This is a genomic window from Streptomyces sp. NPDC127097, from assembly GCF_042724075.1.
Classification (GTDB): Bacteria; Actinomycetota; Actinomycetes; order Streptomycetales; family Streptomycetaceae; genus Streptomyces.
This window is the reverse complement of the sequence record NZ_JBHXFI010000009.1, coordinates 85335-103348: the sequence shown is the minus strand read 5'-3', so window position 1 is coordinate 103348 and position 18014 is coordinate 85335. Positions and strand designations below refer to the sequence as shown.

Here is an 18014-nt window from a genome sequence, read left to right as displayed (position 1 = left end):
GTTCCCGCCTCCCCGTCATCCCTGCTTACGCCGCTTGCCGCGTCCCCCACGGCGTCCTTGCCGGCCACCCGTGGGGCTCGTCGGCACGCCGCCGCTGACCCCGCCCCCGGCACCCACCCTGGCCCCGGCCTCCTGTCCGGCTCCCGTGCCGCCGCTCGCCGGCACGGTCTGCTCCTTCCGGTCCGCCGAGACGACCAGCGCGGCCAGCAGTGTGGTCAGCGGCACCGCGGCGACCAGCCCGATGCTGCCCACGAGTGTGCGGACGATCTCCTCCGCGACCACCTCGCTCGACGCGACCGTACCGACGCTGCTCTGTGCGATCGAGAACAGCAACAGCAGCGGCAGCGCGGCGCCCGCGTAGGCCAGCACCAGGGTGTTGACGACGGATGCGATGTGGTCCCGGCCGATCCGCATCGCGGCGCCGTACAGCTTGCGCCAGCCCGCCGACGGGTCCGCCTCCTTGAGCTCCCAGACCGCGGCGGTCTGGGTCACCGTCACATCGTCGAGCACGCCCAGCGAACCGATGATGATCCCCGCCAGCAGCAGACCGCGGATCTCGATGTCCGGATACAGGCCGTGCACCAGCCCGGTCGTGTCGTCCGTATTGCCGGTCAGCAGCGCCCAGCCGATGAAGATCGATCCGAGCAGCCCGATCAGCAGCAGGGATGCCAGGGTGCCGAGCACGGCCACGGACGTACGGGCCGTGAGCCCATGGCAGAGGTACAGCGCGATCAGCATGATCGCGCTGCCCCCGACCACCGCCACCACCAGCGGATTGGAGCCCTGCAAGATCGCCGGAAGGATGAACAGCGTCAGGACCACGAAGCTGGCCGCCAGCGCCACCAGTGCGAGTACGCCACGCAGCCGGCCGACGATCACCACTGCGAAGGCGAAGATCGCGGCCAGCAGCCACATCGGGAGCGACCGGTCGACATCGCTGACCGAGTACTGCAACTCCTTCGGCGCCTTGGGGGAGTACGCCACCACCACCTCCTGGCCGGTGGTGTAGTGGCGCAGGGCGTCCGGGGTCACCACCGTCTGGAAGGTGCGCCCCTTGTGCTGCCCGGTGGTGACTTCGATCGTCGTCTGCTGGCAGGGCTTGCCCTTGTCCGCTCCCCCGGCCGGTGGCTGCCCCGTCGGTGACGGGGGCTGGGGCTGCTGTTCGGCATGGACATCCGCACAGTTCACCTCCGCCACTTTGACCACTCGGGCGCTCTCCGTGGGCTGATCGAAGCCGACCCCGGACGGTTTGTGCGGAGGCGCACCGCCCGGCCAGAGCACGACCAGACCGACGGCCACTGCGGCCGCGAACGGGATCAGGACAGCCGCGATGACCTTGCGCAGATGCCGGGAGACGGGCGCCGCAGGGCCATGGCCGTGCCCATGGGAGTGCGCGGCGGGATGGTGGTGGGACTCGTGAGCGGACACCGCCCGATCATCGCAAGAACTCCAGGGGCCCACTGTTCACCGCGCCACATCGGCCGCTACCGTGGTGGCACCTTTGCAATCGCGGGAGCTCGGAGCACCGGGCTGAGAGGGCGCTGACCTCCGTCCCAGCGGCGTTTCACGTGAAACGCCGGCGGACGGAAGCCGCTGCGTCGACCGCCGAACCTGTTACCGGGTAATGCCGGCGTAGGGAGTTGGGGTCTCATGACTCTGAAGGATGCACGCACGCCCGAAAACGGTGCCAACGATGGCGAAACGCCGCAGATCGGCTGGCACAAGGGCTATGTCTCCGGATCGCGCCCCGATCTTCGGGTGCCGGTCCGGCGGGTGCACCTCACCAACGGCAAGGACGTGACGCTCTACGACACGTCAGGGCCGTACACCGACCCGAATATCGATACCGACGTCCGCCGCGGTCTGGCGCCGCTGCGGGAGAACTGGATCATCGGCCGCGGCGACACCGAGGAGTACGCGGGCCGCCCCATGCGGCCGGAGGACGACGGCCTCAAGCACACCTCGCCGCGCGGCGGACTCAAGAACCTCGACGCGGTTTTCCCGGGCCGCCCCCGTCAGCCGCGCCGCGGCCGTGCGGGTGCCCCGGTCACCCAGCTCGCGTACGCCCAGCGCGGCGAGATCACCGCGGAGATGGAGTACGTCGCCGTCCGCGAGAAGGTCACGCCCGAGTTCGTCCGCGACGAGATCGCGGCCGGCCGCGCGGTGCTGCCGGCGAACATCAACCACCCGGAGATCGAGCCGATGATCATCGGCAAGAACTTCCTGGTGAAGGTGAACGCCAACATCGGCAATTCGGCGGTCACCTCCTCCATCGAGGAGGAGGTGGAGAAGATGACCTGGGCGACCCGCTGGGGCGCCGACACGGTGATGGATCTGTCCACCGGCCGCAATATCCACACCACCCGCGAGTGGGTGCTGCGCAACTCCCCCGTCCCCATCGGCACCGTCCCCCTCTACCAGGCGCTGGAGAAGGTCGACGGCAAGGCCGAGGAACTGACCTGGGAGATCTACAAGGACACCGTCATCGAGCAGGCCGAACAGGGCGTCGACTACATGACGGTGCACGCCGGTGTGCTGCTCCGCTATGTGCCGCTCACGGCCCGCCGCAAGACCGGCATCGTCTCCCGCGGCGGTTCGATCATGGCCGCCTGGTGCCTGGCCCACCACCAGGAGTCGTTCCTCTACACGCACTTCGAGGAGCTCTGCGAGATTCTCGCCTCCTACGACGTCACCTACTCGCTCGGTGACGGTCTGCGCCCCGGCTCCATCGCGGACGCCAACGACGAGGCGCAGTTCGCGGAGCTGCGGACGCTCGGTGAGCTGAACACCATCGCCAAGAGGCACGGCGTCCAGACCATGATCGAGGGCCCGGGACATGTCCCGATGCACAAGATCAAGGAGAACATCGACCTCCAGCAGGAGATCTGCGAAGAGGCGCCGTTCTACACGCTCGGCCCGCTGACCACCGACATCGCGCCCGCCTACGACCACATCACCTCCGGTATCGGAGCGGCGATGATCGCCTGGTGGGGCACCGCGATGCTCTGCTACGTCACGCCCAAGGAGCACCTGGGCCTGCCGGACCGCGACGACGTCAAGACCGGCGTCATCACGTACAAGATCGCGGCCCATGCGGCGGACCTGGCCAAGGGCCACCCGGGCGCCCAGGAATGGGATGACGCGCTCTCCGACGCCCGCTTCGAGTTCCGCTGGGAGGACCAGTTCAACCTGGCCCTCGACCCGGACACGGCCCGCGCCTTCCACGACGCGACGCTGCCCGCCGAACCGGCGAAGACGGCCCACTTCTGCTCGATGTGCGGCCCGAAGTTCTGCTCGATGAAGATCAGCCAGGACATCCGCCGCGAACACGGCGGCGACCTGGCCCTCGACCCCGAGGCCGGGATGGCCGAGAAGTCGAAGGAGTTCGCGGCGGCGGGCAACCGCGTGTATCTGCCGATCGCGGACTAGCCGGCCCGTCCGGACGCACCCTGCGGAAGGCCCCTGCCCGACGGGCGGGGGCCTTCCTGGTGCCGCCCCACCGGCTCGGATCCGAAAGGGCCGCACCAGCGAACGACGGGACTTCGCAGACAGGCCCTAGTCCGTCCGCTGATCCGGCCCGCCGTAATCCGGGCTGGTGAAGTCCGGGCTGGAGTAGCGCGGGCGGGAGCCCGAGGAGCCGCTGTCGGGGCTGGTGAACTGGGGGCGGGTGTAGCCGAGGGTGGGGATCCGGCTCTCCGGGGACGTGGTGCTGCGCGGGACGTAGCGGGCGGGGTCGTCGTCCGGGGTGGCGGTGGGGTCGGTGAGGGCCGCACGGAGAAAGGGCAGCAGACCGCGTTCCAGGAGGGCGCGGCGCCATGCCTCGTGGGCCTGGTACAGCGCCTCGGACGGCTCCTCCGCTCCGGCGACCTGGGCGGAGGCGCCGTTGCGCAGCGCCGTGATGAGCAGGCCGGCCATGGCGACGAGGGTGCCCGCCGCGGTCAGCGCCGCGAAGATCCAGCCGACGCTGATCAGCGGCTGGGCCAGGGACTTGTCGGAGCTGACGGCGCGCAGCACATACCCGATGAGGAGGAAGAGCACGGCGGCGATACCGGCGAGCACGGGGGCGAGCACGGCGATCATGGCGGTCAGTCCGGCGCCGGTGGTTTCGGCCTCGTCGAGGGCCGGGGCGCTGTCCGGTCCCGGTCTCCCGTCGGCGGCAGCGCTCTGCTCCTCGCCGTCCGCATCGGCGACGGACACGAGGGGCGTCGGGGTGCGCAACTCGGCGCGGAGCTGCACATAGCGTTGGTATTCGGCCGTGGCGCAGGCGGCGATGGCGGTGGTCGCGCTGAGCGCCATCGTGCGCAACTGCTCGGTGTTGAAAGGGTGTCCCGTGGCGGTGGTCAGGTCGTCCGGGCGGTATGGGGCGGTACGCAGTGCCTCATCGAGGAGCCGCGCGAATTCCGCGCGATCCTCGTTCAGCAGGTGCGGAGCGCTGTTCATGTGCATCCCCCGATGCTCCGTAGGGCCGTACGGCCGGCGTTCGCCGGGCAGTGGGCGGAAACGGAGGAGAGCCTGCTACGGATAGACCGATGGTAGAGCGACTCCGGCACGTCGTGACAGAGAGTTTGCGGAAATTGAGTAATGCCACGACCGGTTTCCGCCGGTGCCGCTCCCCGTTTTCGTGCTGACCGTCCGAAGGCCGGACAGGCGTACGACTAACGGGCCAACCCTCAGCCGGCCAACGGAAGTTGCACGACCAACAGCTTTCCGGCCATCGTGACGCCGCCGTCCATGGCGATGGCCAGGCCGTCGGCGTAGACATGCGGGCCGTCGACCGCGATGCTCTCGCTCTCGCCGTCCTCCGTGCCGACCTCGCCCAGCAGATACGGGATCGGGCTGTGGCCGTGGACGACCCGGTCACCGCCGTAGGCGTCGAGGAGTTCCCGGACGGCGTCCGAACCGGCCTCGTCGCGGAAGGCGAAGCGCTTGGTGAACTTGCGGAACAGATCCCAGACTTCATCCGCTTCGCTGCGGGTGAGCACGTCATGGACGGTGTCGTTGACGGCCTCGATGGAGTCGCCGTATTCGAGGTAGGCGGTGGTGTCGGAGTGCACGAGCAGATGCCCGTCCTCCTCCATCACCGCGTCCAGCCGGGCCATCCACTGGAGGTGGTGGTCCTCCAGGCGGTCCATATCGCTCTTCTGGCCGCCGTTGAGGAGCCAGGCGGCCTGGAAGGACGCGGTGCCGGCGCCGGACTGTACGGGGGTGTCGCCGAACCGCTTGGCGCCCAGCAGCAGGAGTTCGTGGTTGCCCATCAGGGCCTTGCAGTAGCCGCCGGCCGCCGCGGCCTCGGCCGAAAGCTGCATGACGAGGTCGATGACGCCGATCCCGTCCGGGCCGCGGTCGGTGAAGTCGCCGAGGAACCAGAGCCGGGCGTTGCCCGCCGCCCAGTTGCCGTCGGCGTCGATCAGCCCCTCGGCGGCCAGCGCCTCGCGCAGCTCGTCGTAGTAGCCGTGCACATCGCCGACGACGTACAGCGGGCCCATGCCCTCGGGCGCGTCGGGGTCCGGGGCCGGTTCGGGCACCGGGACGACCGCCGGGTGGTCGATGAGGGTGTCCGTACGGCCCGGGGTGATGACCGGGAGGTCCCGCGCGGTCGGGGTGTACTCCTCGGGCAGCTCGGCCGGTGGCGCCGCGGGGGGCGCGGCCGGAGGTGCGGCAGGGGCACCGGCGGGCATGTGCAGCGGCGGGCCGACGGGCGGCACGGGGGACCCTGCGGGCGCGCCGGAAGGCACTCCGGGCGGCGGAGCAGGCGCCGGAGTTTCTCCCGCCATGGTTCGCACCATGGGTCCCAGACTGGCCCCCTGAGTCATCGACCCCTCCACCGTCGCGCCGCCGTGCACCTCTCGGACCTTTGCCTGGTCGACGGCGGTCCGCGGTGTCGTGCGCCCATCATAGGAATGCTGGTCGCGGGTTGTGACGCACCCGGGGGTGGTCAATCCGCCAGAGCCCGGCGTTCGCGGCTGATTTGCCCCAAGATCGCCGTGTTTTTTCCGCGGAGAAGAGAACGCCGGGTCGTCCGTATGTGGGAGCACCCTCAGTTGCCGGCCGGTCCCCGCGGCGGGCTGACGGTCGTTCTCGGTGACCGTCGCTGGGACGAGGCACGGACGATGAGATCGGTAGGTATCACCTGTTCGATGGGCCGCCCGTTGTCCAGCCCTTCGATGGCGTCGATGAGGATCTGGATGACGGCGGTGCCGATGCGGCGCGGTTTGAGGGACAGCGTGGTGATCGGCGGTTCGGTGGCGGCGTAGAGGGTGGACTCGCTACAGCAGACCAGCAGCAGGTCCTCCGGAACCCGCAGGCCGTAGCGCCGGGCGGCGGCGAGCAGGTCCGTCCCGTTGGGGTCGAAGAGCCCGTAGACGGCGTCCGGGCGGTCCGGGCGGGCCAGCAGCCGGTCGGCGGCGACGGCCCCCGCGCACGGGTCGTGTGCCGGGTAGGACTCGTAGACCGGATCCTGGCCGACCCGCTCGCACCAGTGCAGATAGGCGGTGGTCGACAGCCGGGTGTAGGTGTCGGTGGTGTTGCCCGTGAGGAGTCCGATGCGGCGGGCGCCGGCGTCGGCGAGATGGTCGAGCAGACCGAGGACGGCCGCCTCGTGATCATTGTCGACCCAGCCGGTGACGGGCAGCGCGCCGCCGGGGCGGCCGTCGGAGACGACGGGGATGCCGTGCCGGACGAGTTCGGTGACGACGGGGTCGCCGTCGGCGGGGTCGATGACGACCGTGCCGTCGAGGGCGACGTTGGACCACACGTCGTGGCGGGAGGTCGCCGGGAGGATGACCAGCGCATAGCCGCGGGCCAGGGCCGCGGAGGTGGCGGCTCTGGCCATCTCGGCGAAGTAGGCGAATTCGGTGAAGGTGAAGGGTTCGTCCCCGTATGTGGTCACGGTCAGGCCGAGGAGCCCTGACTTGCCGGTACGGAGCGTGCGGGCGGCTGCGGACGGGCGGTAGCCCAGCCGGTCGGCCACCTCGCGGACATGGCTACGGGTGGCATCCGGAAGCCGGCCCTTGCCGTTGAGCGCGTCGGAGACAGTCGTGATCGACACACCGGCTGCGGCGGCCACGTCCCGGATGCCCGCCCGCCCCAGCCGGCGGCCGGTCGACCGGCTCACCTGGTGCTTCCCTGCTGCTGTCATGGCGAGCCGATAGTAGGGCTCGTCAAGGCAATTGACAGGGGTCGACCAACGACTGTGGAAAGGCACGTTTCTGCACGGTGATCAGTCGCCAATTCCCTGCAAAATAAAGGGAGTTGGAGTTCGCGGTGATCATTCCGGGGGAGAAATTCCGCCTTCACCTGTCGATCGGTTCCGGTCCCGAAGTGGTCTCAAGTCACCTTGACGGGGGATGCGCGCCACGGCGTAAGCCACCGGCGTGCGTCGGTCCGGGGAGCGCTCCCAGGAGGGATTGCGCGGGGCTCTCCGGCGGGCCCGTCCAGGTGGTGGAGAGGCGCCGCCAGCGGGTCGGGGCTGCCGCCGAACGGGTTAATCCTCATAAGGTGTGCAGTATTGGAGATGAGCGGACGGTCGAGGAGGACCTGCGGTGAGCGAGAAGACCCCGAAGCTGCGTGCTGCGCTGGACGGCGTCCCCACCTACAAGCCGGGCCGGCCGGCGGCGGCCGGTGGCCCCGTCACGTACAAGCTGTCCTCCAACGAGAACCCCTATCCGCCGCTGCCGGGGGTCCTGGAGAGCGCGGTGACCGCTGCCGGGTCCTTCAACCGCTACCCGGACATGGCCTGCACGGGCCTGATGGCGGAGCTGTCCGAGCGGTTCTCGGTGCCGGTGGAGCATCTGGCGACCGGCACCGGCTCGGTCGGGGTGGCTCAGCAGCTGGTCCAGGCGACGTCCGGGCCCGGTGATGAAGTGATCTACGCCTGGCGTTCGTTCGAGGCGTACCCGATCATCACCCAGGTCTCCGGTGCCACATCCGTGCAGGTCCCGCTGACCTCCGGCGAGGTGCACGACCTGGACGCGATGCTTGCCGCGATCACCGAGCGGACCCGGTTGATCTTCGTCTGCAACCCCAACAACCCCACCGGCACCGTCGTACGCCGTGCCGAGCTGGAGTCCTTCCTGGACCGGGTGCCGGCCGATGTGCTGGTGGTGCTGGACGAGGCGTATCGCGAGTTCATCCGGGACGCCGAGGTGCCGGACGGAATCGATCTCTACCGCGACCGCCCCAACGTGTGTGTGCTGCGGACCTTCTCGAAGGCGTACGGCCTGGCGGGGCTGCGGGTCGGTTTCGCGGTGGCCCATGAGCCGGTGGCCGCCGCGCTGCGCAAGACGGCGGTGCCGTTCGGGGTCAGCCAGCTCGCGCAGGAGGCGGCGGTGGCGTCGCTGCGCAGCGAGGGCGCGCTGCTGGAGCGGGTCGATGCGCTGGTGGCCGAGCGGGCGCGGGTGGTGGACGGGCTGCTCGGGCAGGGCTGGACGGTCCCGGAGTCGCAGGCCAACTTCGTCTGGCTGCGGCTGGGGGACCGTACGGTCGACTTCGCCGCGGCCTGCGAGCGGGCCGGGGTGGTCGTGCGGCCGTTCCCCGGTGAAGGAGTGCGGGTGACGATCGGGGAGAGCTCGGCGATGGATCTGTTCCTTCAGGCCGCGGAGGAGTTCCGCAAGGCGCTGTAGGCCGTCGTCAGGACGCCGTACCGAGGCCGTGGGTCCGCCCGACCCGCGGCCTCGGGGCGTTTCCGCGGTACGTGACCGCGGTCACGTACCCCCCGGGGATTGGCTGAAAAGGCATAGGAGATAATTGCTTGTGAATGTGAACGCGTTCACAAGCCCATCCGTTATGCGCCTTTTATTGGGTGCATAAGGGGCATTGCCGTGGTGCCACACGGCGACGTAAGGAGCACGACATGGAACTGGCGTTGGCGCCAGAGACTCTGGCGCGATGGCAATTCGGCATCACGACCGTCTACCACTTCCTGTTCGTCCCCCTGACGATCTCCCTCGCCGCTCTGGTGGCCGGACTCGAGACCGCATGGGTGCGTACGGGTAAGGAGAAGTACCTCAAGGCCACCAAGTTCTGGGGCAAGCTGTTTCTGATCAACATCGCGATGGGTGTCGTCACCGGCATCGTCCAGGAGTTCCAGTTCGGTATGAACTGGTCCGACTACTCGCGGTTCGTCGGCGACGTCTTCGGTGCTCCGCTGGCCCTTGAGGCGCTCATCGCGTTCTTCTTCGAGTCCACCTTCATCGGCCTGTGGATCTTCGGCTGGGACAAGCTGCCGAAGAGGATCCACTGCTTCTGCATGTGGATGGTGTCGATCGGCACCCTGCTCTCCTCGTACTTCATCCTGGCGGCGAACTCCTGGATGCAGCACCCGGTCGGCTACAAGTACAACGCCGCCAACGGCCGTGCCGAGCTGACCGACTTCTGGAAGGTGATGACCCAGGACACCACCCTGGTCGTCGTCTTCCACACACTGACCGCGGCCTTCCTGACCGGCGCCGCGTTCATGGTCGGCATCTCCGCCTTCCACCTGATGCGCAAGAAGCACATCAAGGTCATGCGGACCTCGCTGCGGCTCGGGCTGATCACGATGGTGATCGCCGGCATCCTCACCGCGGTGAGCGGTGACGAGCTCGGCAAGGTGATGTTCAAGCAGCAGCCGATGAAGATGGCCGCCGCCGAGGCGCTGTGGGAGACGGAGAAGCCGGCGCCGTTCTCGGTCTTCGCCTACGGGGATGTCGACAAGGGGCACAACAAGGTCGCCATCGAGGTTCCCGGTCTGCTCTCCTTCCTCGCCCACAACGACTTCACCTCGCCGGTCCCCGGCATCAACGACGTCAACAAGGCCGAGCAGCAGAAGTTCGGGCCCGGTGACTACCGTCCCAACATCCCGGTCGCCTACTGGGGCTTCCGCTGGATGATCGGCTTCGGGATGTCGTCGTTCGCCATCGGGCTCGCCGGGCTGTGGCTCACCCGTAAGAAGTTCTGGCTGGCGCCGGGGCTGCGTACGGGGGACGAGGAACCACCCCGGCTCGTGCTCACCAAGAACCGGGAGCTCGGTGCCCGGCTGAGCAAGTGGTACTGGTCGCTCGCCTTCGTCACCCTCGGCTTCCCGCTCCTCGCGAATTCCTGGGGTTGGATCTTCACCGAGATGGGCCGTCAGCCCTGGGCCGTCTACGGCGTGCTGCGCACCTCGGACGCGGTGTCCCCGGGCGTCTCGCAGGGCGAGGTCCTCACCTCGATGATCGTGTTCACCACGCTCTACGCGATCCTCGCCGTGATCGAGATCAAGCTGCTGGTGAAGTACGTCAAGGCCGGCCCCCCGGAGCTCAACGACTCCGACCTCAACCCGCCCACCAAGATCGGCGGCGACAGCACGGACGCCGACCGGCCGATGGCCTTCTCGTACTAGGAGGCGACTGTGCAACTCCACGACGTCTGGTTCATCCTTATCGCCTTTCTCTGGACCGGGTACTTCTTCCTCGAAGGATTCGACTTCGGAATCGGCGTCCTCACCAAGCTCCTCGCCCGTGACCGGCAGGAGAAGCGGGTACTGATCAACACCATCGGGCCGGTCTGGGACGGCAACGAGGTCTGGCTGATCAGTGCGGCCGGTGCGACCTTCGCCGCCTTCCCCGAGTGGTACGCCACCCTCTTCTCCGGCTTCTACCTGCCGCTGCTGCTGATCCTCATCTGCCTGATCCTGCGCGGTGTCGCCTTCGAGTACCGCGTCAAGCGGCCCGAGGAGCGCTGGCAGCGGAACTGGGAGCACACGATCTTCTGGACCTCGCTGCTGCCCGCGGTGCTGTGGGGCGTGATCTTCGGCAACATCGTGCACGGGGTCAAGATCGACGCCCACAAGGAGTACGTGGGGAGCCTGCTCGATCTGCTGAACCCGTACGCGATCCTGGGCGGTCTGGTCACGCTGACGCTGTTCACCTTCCACGGTGCGGTGTTCGCCTCGCTGAAGACGGTCGGTGACATCCGGGAGCGGGCGCGCAGGAGGGCGGCCGTGCTCGGACCGGTCGCCGCGGTGGCGGCGGTCGGCTTCCTCGGCTGGACCCAGGCCGACAAGGGCGACAGCACCAGTCTGATTGCCATGATCGTGGCGGTGGTCGCGCTGGTCGCGGCGCTCGGGGCCAACCGGCTCGGGCGCGAGGGCTGGGCGTTCGCCTTCTCCGGCCTCACCGTCGTGGCCGTGGTCACGATGCTCTTCCTGACGCTCTTTCCGAACGTCATGCCGTCCACGCTGAACGAGAGCTGGAACCTCACGGTCAGCAACTCCGCCTCCAGCCCCTACACCCTGAAGATCATGACGTGGGGTGCCGGTTTCGCCGCACCGCTCGTGATGCTCTACCAAGGGTGGACGTACTGGGTGTTCCGTAAGCGCATCGGCACCCAACACATAGCCGAAGCCCACTAGTTGAGCCACCGCCCCTCGGGGCGGCCTCAGCAGGAGGACATGTTTCACGTGAAACCCGTCGACCCGCGTCTGCTCCGCTACGCCCATGCCACCCGCGGCTTTCTGATCGCGGTGGTGGTGCTCGGGCTTGCCGGAGCGGGCCTGGTCGTGGGCCAGGCGATGCTGATCGCCGAGGTCGTGGTCGGCGCGTTCCAGCACGATCTCGCCCTCGGCGCCCTGACCACACCCCTGGCGCTGCTCGCCGCGGTCTCCGCCGGACGCGGTCTGGTCGCCTGGCTCACCGAACTGGCCGCCCACCGCGCCGGTGCGGCGGCCAAGTCCGAGCTGCGGATGCGGCTGATCGAGCGGGCGGCGCGGCTGGGGCCCGGCGCGGTGATCGGCCGCGCGGACGGCGGCGCGCAGGACCCGGAGGCGGCCGGCGCGGGCGGCGCTTCCGGTGCGGGCACCCTGGAGATGCGCACCGGCGAACTCACCGCCCTCGCCACCCGGGGCATCGACGCCCTGGACGACTACTTCGCCCGCTATCTGCCGCAGCTGGGGCTGGCGGTCGTCGTTCCCCTCGCGGTGCTGGCCCGGATCGTCACCGGCGACTGGCTCTCGGCGCTCACGATCGTGCTCACTCTCCCGCTGATCCCGCTGTTCATGGTCTTGATCGGCTGGGCCACCCAGTCGCGGATGGACCGTCAGTGGCGGCTGCTCGCCCGGCTGTCGGGCCACTTCCTCGATGTCGTCGAGGGTCTGCCCACCCTGAAGGTCTTCGGCCGGGCCAAGGCCCAGGCCACCGCCATCCGGTCCATCACCGGGGAGTACCGCCGGGCGACGCTGCGCACCCTGCGGATCGCCTTTCTCTCCTCCTTCGCGCTCGAACTCCTCGCCACCATCTCCGTCGCACTGGTCGCGGTCGGCATCGGCATGCGGCTGGTGCACGGTGAACTCGACCTCTACACCGGCCTGATGGTCCTGGTGCTGGCGCCCGAGGCGTATCTGCCGCTGCGGCAGGTCGGGGCGCAGTACCACGCCGCGGCCGAGGGGCTCTCGGCCGCCGAAGAGATCTTCGCCGTCCTGGAGACCCCGCTGCGGACGCCCGGCACCGCGCCCGCGCCCGGGGGCACCGCGCTGGCCGTCGAGGAACTGGTGGTCCGCCACCCGGGCCGGACCGCCGACTCGCTCCCCGCGACCTCGTTCGAGGTCCGGCCCGGGGAGACCGTCGCGCTGGTCGGGCCCTCCGGCGCCGGCAAGTCCACCCTGCTGAGCGTGCTGCTCGGCTTCACCGCGCCGTCCGAGGGCCGGGCCCTGGCCGACGGCCACGACATCGCGTCCCTGTCCCCCGAGAGCTGGTGGCAGCGGATCGCCTGGGTGCCGCAGCACCCGCATCTGTTCGCCGGCACCATCGCCGAGAACGTACGGCTGGCGCGCCCGGACGCGGAGGACGCCGCGGTGCGCACCGCCCTGGGAGACGCGGGCGCGCTGGACTTCGTCGACGCGCTCCCGGACGGGATGGCGACCCGGCTCGGCGAGTCCGGTGCCGGGCTCTCCGCCGGCCAGCGCCAGCGCCTCGCGCTCGCCCGCGCCTTCCTCGCCGACCGCCCGATCCTGCTCCTGGACGAGCCCACCGCGAACCTGGACGGCGCCACCGAGGAGGCGATCGTGGCCGCGGTCCGCCGCCTCGCGGTCGGCCGTACGGTCCTGCTCGTCGTCCACCGGCCGGCGCTGCTGGCGGTGGCGGACCGGGTGGTGCGGCTGCCGGGGCCGGCGGCGGGGGCCGCGACGTCCGAGGCGTCGGGCGTGGTGCGGCGTGCCGGAGCGGACGCGCCGGCGGCGGTGCGTCCGGAGACGGCCGGGGACGCCGTTTCCGGGGACGGCGGGGCCGCCTCCGCGGACCTCGCGCCCGAAGCCGCCCACGGGACCGCCGCTGACTCCGCCCGCGGGGCGGCGCTCGGCCGGCTGCGGCGGCTGGCCCGTGCCCACCGGGCGCGGTTCGCGCTGGCGCTGCTGCTCGGGAGCCTCGCGCTGGGCAGCGCGGTGGGCCTGATGGCGACGTCCGGCTGGCTGATCTCGCGCGCGGCGCAGCAGCCGCCGGTGCTGTATCTGATGGTGGCGGTGACCGCGACCAGGGCGTTCGGCATCGGGCGCGCGGTCTTCCGGTATGCCGAGCGGCTGGTCGCCCATGACACGGTGTTCCGGATGCTCGCCGACGTGCGCGTCGCCGTCTTCCGGCGGCTGGAGCGACTGGCGCCGGCCGGGCTCAGGGAGCGCAGCCGGGGCGATCTGCTCTCGCGGCTGGTGGCCGATGTCGATGCGGTGCAGGACTACTTTCTGCGCTGGCTGCTGCCGGTCGGTGCGGCGGTGCTGGTCGGCGCCGGTGCGGTCGGGTTCACCGGATGGCTGCTGCCGGAGGCCGGGGCGATCCTCGCCGGCGGGCTGTTGCTCACGGGGGTGGCGGTGCCGGTGCTCTCCGGTGCGCTGGCCCGCCGTGCGGAGCGCCGGCTGGCGCCGGCCCGCGGGCGGCTCGCCACCCGGGTCGTCGATGTGCTCACCGGTACCGCCGAGTTGACGGTGGCCGGCGCCCTGGGTGCCCGTACGGAATCGGTGCGGCGCGCGGACCGGGAGCTGACCCGGATCGCCTCCCGCTCGGCCGCCGTGGCCGGGACCGGCGCCGGGCTGTCGGCGCTGCTGTGCGGGCTGACGGTCGCGGCATCGGCGGCGGCCGGTGTCCAGGCCGTGCACGCGGGCCGGCTGACGGGGGTGGCGCTGGCCGTCGTCGTGCTGACGCCGCTGGCCGCGTTCGAGGCCGTGGCGGGGCTGCCGCTCGCGGTGCAGTACCGCCGGCGCACCCGGCACGCCGCCGAGCGGGTCTTCGAGGTGCTGGACGCGCCGGCGCCGGTGTCCGAGCCGGTCACCCCGGCCGCCGCTCCTGCGACGCCGTTCCCGCTGGCCGTACGGGAGCTGACCGCGCGCCACCCGGGACAGGATCGCCCGGCGCTGGACGGCATCGGCTTCACCCTGACGGCCGGGCACCGGCTGGCCGTCGTGGGCGCGTCCGGCTCCGGGAAGACCACGCTGGCGCAGGTGCTGCTGCGCTTCCTGGACGAGGAGTCGGGCACCTACACGCTGGGCGGCACGGCTGCCCGGGAGATGGCCGGGGACGCGGTGCGGCGGCTGGTGGGGCTGTGCGCACAGGACGCGCACCTCTTCGACAGCTCGCTGCGGGAGAACCTCAGGCTCGCCCGGCCGGAGGGGCGGGGGGCCGCGGACGCCGACCAGGAGCTGTGGGACGCGCTCGGCCGGGCGCGGCTTGCGGACTGGGTGCGCGGGCTGCCCGCCGGGCTGGACACCATGATCGGGGAGCGCGGCGCCCGGCTGTCCGGTGGCCAGCGGCAGCGGCTGGCGCTGGCCCGTGCGCTGCTCGCGGACTTCCCGGTGCTCGTCCTGGACGAGCCCGCCGAGCATCTCGACCTGGCCACCGCCGATGCGCTGACCGCCGATCTGCTGACCGCGACCGAGGGCCGGACGACGGTCCTGATCACCCACCGGCTCACCGGCCTGGACGCGGTCGACGAGGTGCTGGTCCTGGACCGCGGGCGGGCCGTGCAGCGCGGGACGTACGCGGAGCTGGCCGCGGCCGACGGCCCGTTCCGGCGGATGCTGGAACGCGAGCGGGCGGTGGACGCGACGTACGGCGAGGCCCAGCCGGTGGGGTAGCGCCGGGGCCGGCCGGCGGCGTGCAGCGGTGGTCTGCCGGGGCCTGCCCGTGGCGTGCACGGGCCGGCCGGCAGCCCACCCCCGCAAACTGGACTTTCCCCCGAAAACCGCCCTTATTAGGCTCATGGCATGGCAGCCACGGCAGGACCACCACCCTCAAACCCCAGGGACCTCGGGAGCGGTGGCCCGGGTGCGGTCCCCGACCCCATGGACGCCGCCACCGAGGCGACCCGCAGTCTGCGCGGTCTGTCGACCGAGCTGACCGCCCGGGTGCCGCAGTTGCTGGAGGCGATGCGCACGGTCGGCGCGGGGCTCGATCTGCACAGCACCCTCGACCGGATCGTGGAGACCGCCGCCGAGCTCGCCGATGCCCGCTATGCGGCGATCGGGATCATCGACGAGGCCCGTGAGGGGCTGTCGGACTTCGTGACGTACGGCGTGACCCCGCAGCAGCACGAGCGGATCGGCGCGCTGCCCGACGGTCACAAGGGGCTGCTGGGTGCGCTCATCCACGACCCCAAGCCGCTGCGCCTCGACGACCTCACGAAGGACGCCCGCTCGGCCGGTTTCCCGCCGGGGCATCCGCCGATGCGGACGTTCCTCGGGGTGCCGATCCGCGTCCAGGGCGACATCTTCGGCAACCTTTATCTGACGGAGAAGCGCGACGGCGGGGTGTTCAGCGAGGAGGACCTGCACATGGTGCGGGTGCTGGCCACCGAGGCCGGGATCGCGATCGGCAACGCCCGGCTGTACGCGGCGACCCGGCAGCGGGAGCGGTGGATCGACGGCTCGGTGGCGGTGACCACCGAACTCCTCGCCGGCAGCGATGTGGACGATGCGCTCGCCGTGGTTGCCGAGCAGGCCCGGAAGCTGGCGGACTCGGCGGCCGGCATCGTGCTGCTGCCCGATGAGGAGGGCGGGCTGGAGATCGTCGCGGTGTCGGCGGACGAGCCCGCCGGGATCATGGGGACGCAGATTCCGACCGACAGCCCGGTGGTGGAACAACTCCTCGCCGGGGAGCCGGTGTTCGTGGACGACTCGGCCACCGATCCGCGCATGGTCACCGATATCGCGCAGCGTTTCGGCCCCAGCATGATGCTGCCGCTCAAAAGCGGCGGCCGGGTGCTGGGCACCCTCGCGACCCCGCGGTCCCGGGGCGCCCGCCCGTTCACCGCCGCGGAACGGACGCTGGCCACCCAGTTCGCGGCGCAGGCCGCGCTGGCGCTGGTGCTGGCCGACGCCCAGCGCGACCGCGAGCGGCTCGCGGTCTACGAGGACCGCGACCGGATCGCCCGTGACCTGCACGATCTCGTGATCCAACGGCTGTTTGCGACGGGCATGATGCTGGAGAGCGCACAGCGCCGGACCGTCGTGCCGGAGGTGGCCCATGGCGTCGGCAAGGCCGTCGACGAGCTGGATGTCACCATCCAGGAGATCCGCACCGCGATCTTCGCCCTCCAACAGGGCCCGGCCGAGGCGCCGTCCGGGCTGCGGACCCGGGTCCTGCGTGAGATCGGCACCGCGGCCGTACCGCTCGGCTTCCAGCCCTCGGCCCACTTCATCGGCCCGGTCGACACCCGGGTCGGCGAGCTGACCGGAAAGAACCTGATCGCCGCGCTGCGGGAGGCGCTGTCGAACGCCTTCCGGCACGCTCAGGCAACCCGGATCGAGGTCGTCGTCGATGCCACGATCCGGCTCCCGGACGGCACCGACGGCGTCCGTCTCACCGTCGCCGACGATGGCATCGGCATCCCGGACAGCGGCCGCCGCAGCGGCCTCAAGAACCTCGCCAACCGGGCGGAGGCGCTGGGCGGCTCCAGCGTGTACGGCCCGGGGCTGGGCGAGGGCGGCACGGGCACGATGGTGCGGTGGGAGGCGCCGCTGTAAGACGGCGCGGGGCCGGGGGTGTCGCGCCGGACGGGCCCTAGGGGCGGCCGTCCTGAAGGATCCGCTCGATGACCGCCGCGACACCGTCGTCGTTGTTGGACTCCGTACGGCGCGTCGTGGCGGCCAGCACGTCCGGGTGCGCGTTGGCCATGGCGTACGAGGTGCCGGCCCAGGACAGCATCGCTATGTCGTTCGGCATGTCCCCGAAGGCGACGACCTCTTCCGGCGCGATACCGCGCTCCGCGCAGCAGCGGGCCAGGGTGCCGGCTTTGCTGACGCCGGGACCGCTGATCTCCAGGAGGGCGGTGGGGCTGGACCGGGTGAAGGTCGCGAGATCGCCGGCCGCCGTGTGGGCCAGCGCGAGGAAGGCGTCGGGGTCCAGCTCGGGGTGGTGCGCGAGCAGCTTGATCACGGGCTGGTCGGGGAAGGCGGGGCCGGTGCCGCCGTCCGGGCCGTCCGGCTCGGTGTCCTCCGGGCCCAGCGGCGGGACGAAGTCGTCGGCGAGCAGCTTCTCCGCCGGGGCGACGACCGCGGCCGGATCGAGGAGCAGGGGCGGGTACTGCGGCTCGTAGTGGATGCCGCCGGTCCGCTCGACCGCGAAGGAGGTGCCGGGCGCGGCGCTGCGCAGCGCGTCCACGACCTGCCGGGCGGCGGTCCGCTCCAGCGGGCTGACCTCGACGATCCGGCCGCCGCGGTGCAGATCGACGACGGCCGCGCCGTTGGCGCAGATCGCCAGGCCGTGACCGTGCACATGGTCGCTGACCACGCCCATCCAGCGGGCCGGGCGTCCGGTGACGAAGAAGACCTCCAGGCCGGCCCGTTCCGCGGCGGCGAGCGCGGCGATCGTGCGGTCGGAGACCGTCTTGTCGTCGTGCAACAAGGTGCCGTCGAGATCGGTGGCGATCAGCCGGGGCGTCACGGCCGTTTCGGGCGCCCGGGACGGTGGGGCGAAGGCGTCAGTCACGGGGCCATCTTCCCGTACCGCGGTGCACAGGAGTGCGGTGGGTTGCGCGTATGAGCCCGCGCGCCGCCGGTCCGGGGACGTATGGGCAGG

At 70.9% G+C, this 18014-nt stretch carries 11 protein-coding genes and 1 riboswitch; of the genes, 6 read left to right on the top strand and 5 right to left on the bottom strand.

Annotation, left to right across the window (positions count from 1 at the left end; all coding sequences use genetic code 11):
* Nucleotides 1–15 precede the first annotated feature (15 nt).
* Entirely contained in the window at nucleotides 16–1428 is a 1413-nt protein-coding gene (locus ACFWJW_RS10475) for a YibE/F family protein (protein WP_387237623.1), read from the bottom strand.
* 71 nt (nucleotides 1429–1499) lie between these two features.
* Nucleotides 1500–1656: riboswitch (TPP riboswitch) on the top strand.
* Here ACFWJW_RS10475 and thiC point away from each other — a divergent pair.
* Complete coding sequence (thiC, locus tag ACFWJW_RS10470) at nucleotides 1651–3429, top strand: phosphomethylpyrimidine synthase ThiC (RefSeq protein WP_387237620.1); 1779 nt, start codon at nucleotides 1651–1653, stop codon at nucleotides 3427–3429. (Overlaps the previous riboswitch by 6 nt.)
* A 126-nt stretch (nucleotides 3430–3555) precedes the next feature.
* On the opposite strand, the gene ACFWJW_RS10465 is transcribed toward thiC, so the two are convergent.
* From ACFWJW_RS10465 to ACFWJW_RS10455, 3 genes are all read right to left on the bottom strand, one after another.
* Nucleotides 3556–4446, bottom strand: coding sequence for a hypothetical protein (locus tag ACFWJW_RS10465; protein WP_387237617.1), 891 nt, complete (start codon nucleotides 4444–4446; stop codon nucleotides 3556–3558).
* 224 nt (nucleotides 4447–4670) lie between these two features.
* A complete protein-coding gene (locus tag ACFWJW_RS10460) occupies nucleotides 4671–5786 on the bottom strand; it encodes a metallophosphoesterase (protein ID WP_387237614.1) in 1116 nt (371 codons plus the stop codon).
* A gap of 251 nt (nucleotides 5787–6037) precedes the next feature.
* The gene (locus ACFWJW_RS10455) at nucleotides 6038–7138 is read right to left on the bottom strand and encodes a LacI family DNA-binding transcriptional regulator (RefSeq protein WP_387237611.1); all 1101 of its coding nucleotides are present in this window, start codon (nucleotides 7136–7138) and stop codon (nucleotides 6038–6040) included.
* A gap of 403 nt (nucleotides 7139–7541) precedes the next feature.
* Between ACFWJW_RS10455 and hisC the strand changes: the two genes are divergently transcribed.
* The 5 genes from hisC to ACFWJW_RS10430 all read left to right on the top strand — a co-directional run bounded on the left by hisC (nucleotide 7542) and on the right by ACFWJW_RS10430 (nucleotide 16960).
* Nucleotides 7542–8621: a histidinol-phosphate transaminase gene (gene hisC / locus ACFWJW_RS10450; protein WP_387237607.1), complete on the top strand. Its 1080-nt coding sequence runs from the start codon at nucleotides 7542–7544 to the stop codon at nucleotides 8619–8621.
* A gap of 230 nt (nucleotides 8622–8851) precedes the next feature.
* Complete coding sequence (locus ACFWJW_RS10445) at nucleotides 8852–10360, top strand: cytochrome ubiquinol oxidase subunit I (RefSeq protein WP_387237604.1); 1509 nt, start codon at nucleotides 8852–8854, stop codon at nucleotides 10358–10360.
* A gap of 9 nt (nucleotides 10361–10369) precedes the next feature.
* The gene (gene cydB / locus ACFWJW_RS10440; protein ID WP_387237601.1) at nucleotides 10370–11371 is read left to right on the top strand and encodes a cytochrome d ubiquinol oxidase subunit II; all 1002 of its coding nucleotides are present in this window, start codon (nucleotides 10370–10372) and stop codon (nucleotides 11369–11371) included.
* Nucleotides 11372–11410: 39 nt separating this feature from the next.
* Entirely contained in the window at nucleotides 11411–15073 is a 3663-nt protein-coding gene (gene cydD / locus ACFWJW_RS10435; RefSeq protein ID WP_387237598.1) for a thiol reductant ABC exporter subunit CydD, read from the top strand.
* Nucleotides 15074–15280: 207 nt separating this feature from the next.
* On the top strand, nucleotides 15281–16960 hold the full coding sequence (locus tag ACFWJW_RS10430) for a GAF domain-containing sensor histidine kinase (RefSeq protein WP_387237821.1): 1680 nt from the start codon (nucleotides 15281–15283) through the stop codon (nucleotides 16958–16960).
* A 37-nt stretch (nucleotides 16961–16997) separates the two neighbouring features.
* Here ACFWJW_RS10430 and ACFWJW_RS10425 read toward each other — a convergent pair whose 3' ends face one another.
* Nucleotides 16998–17924, bottom strand: coding sequence for a Cof-type HAD-IIB family hydrolase (locus tag ACFWJW_RS10425; protein WP_387237595.1), 927 nt, complete (start codon nucleotides 17922–17924; stop codon nucleotides 16998–17000).
* Nucleotides 17925–18014: the final 90 nt, after the last annotated feature.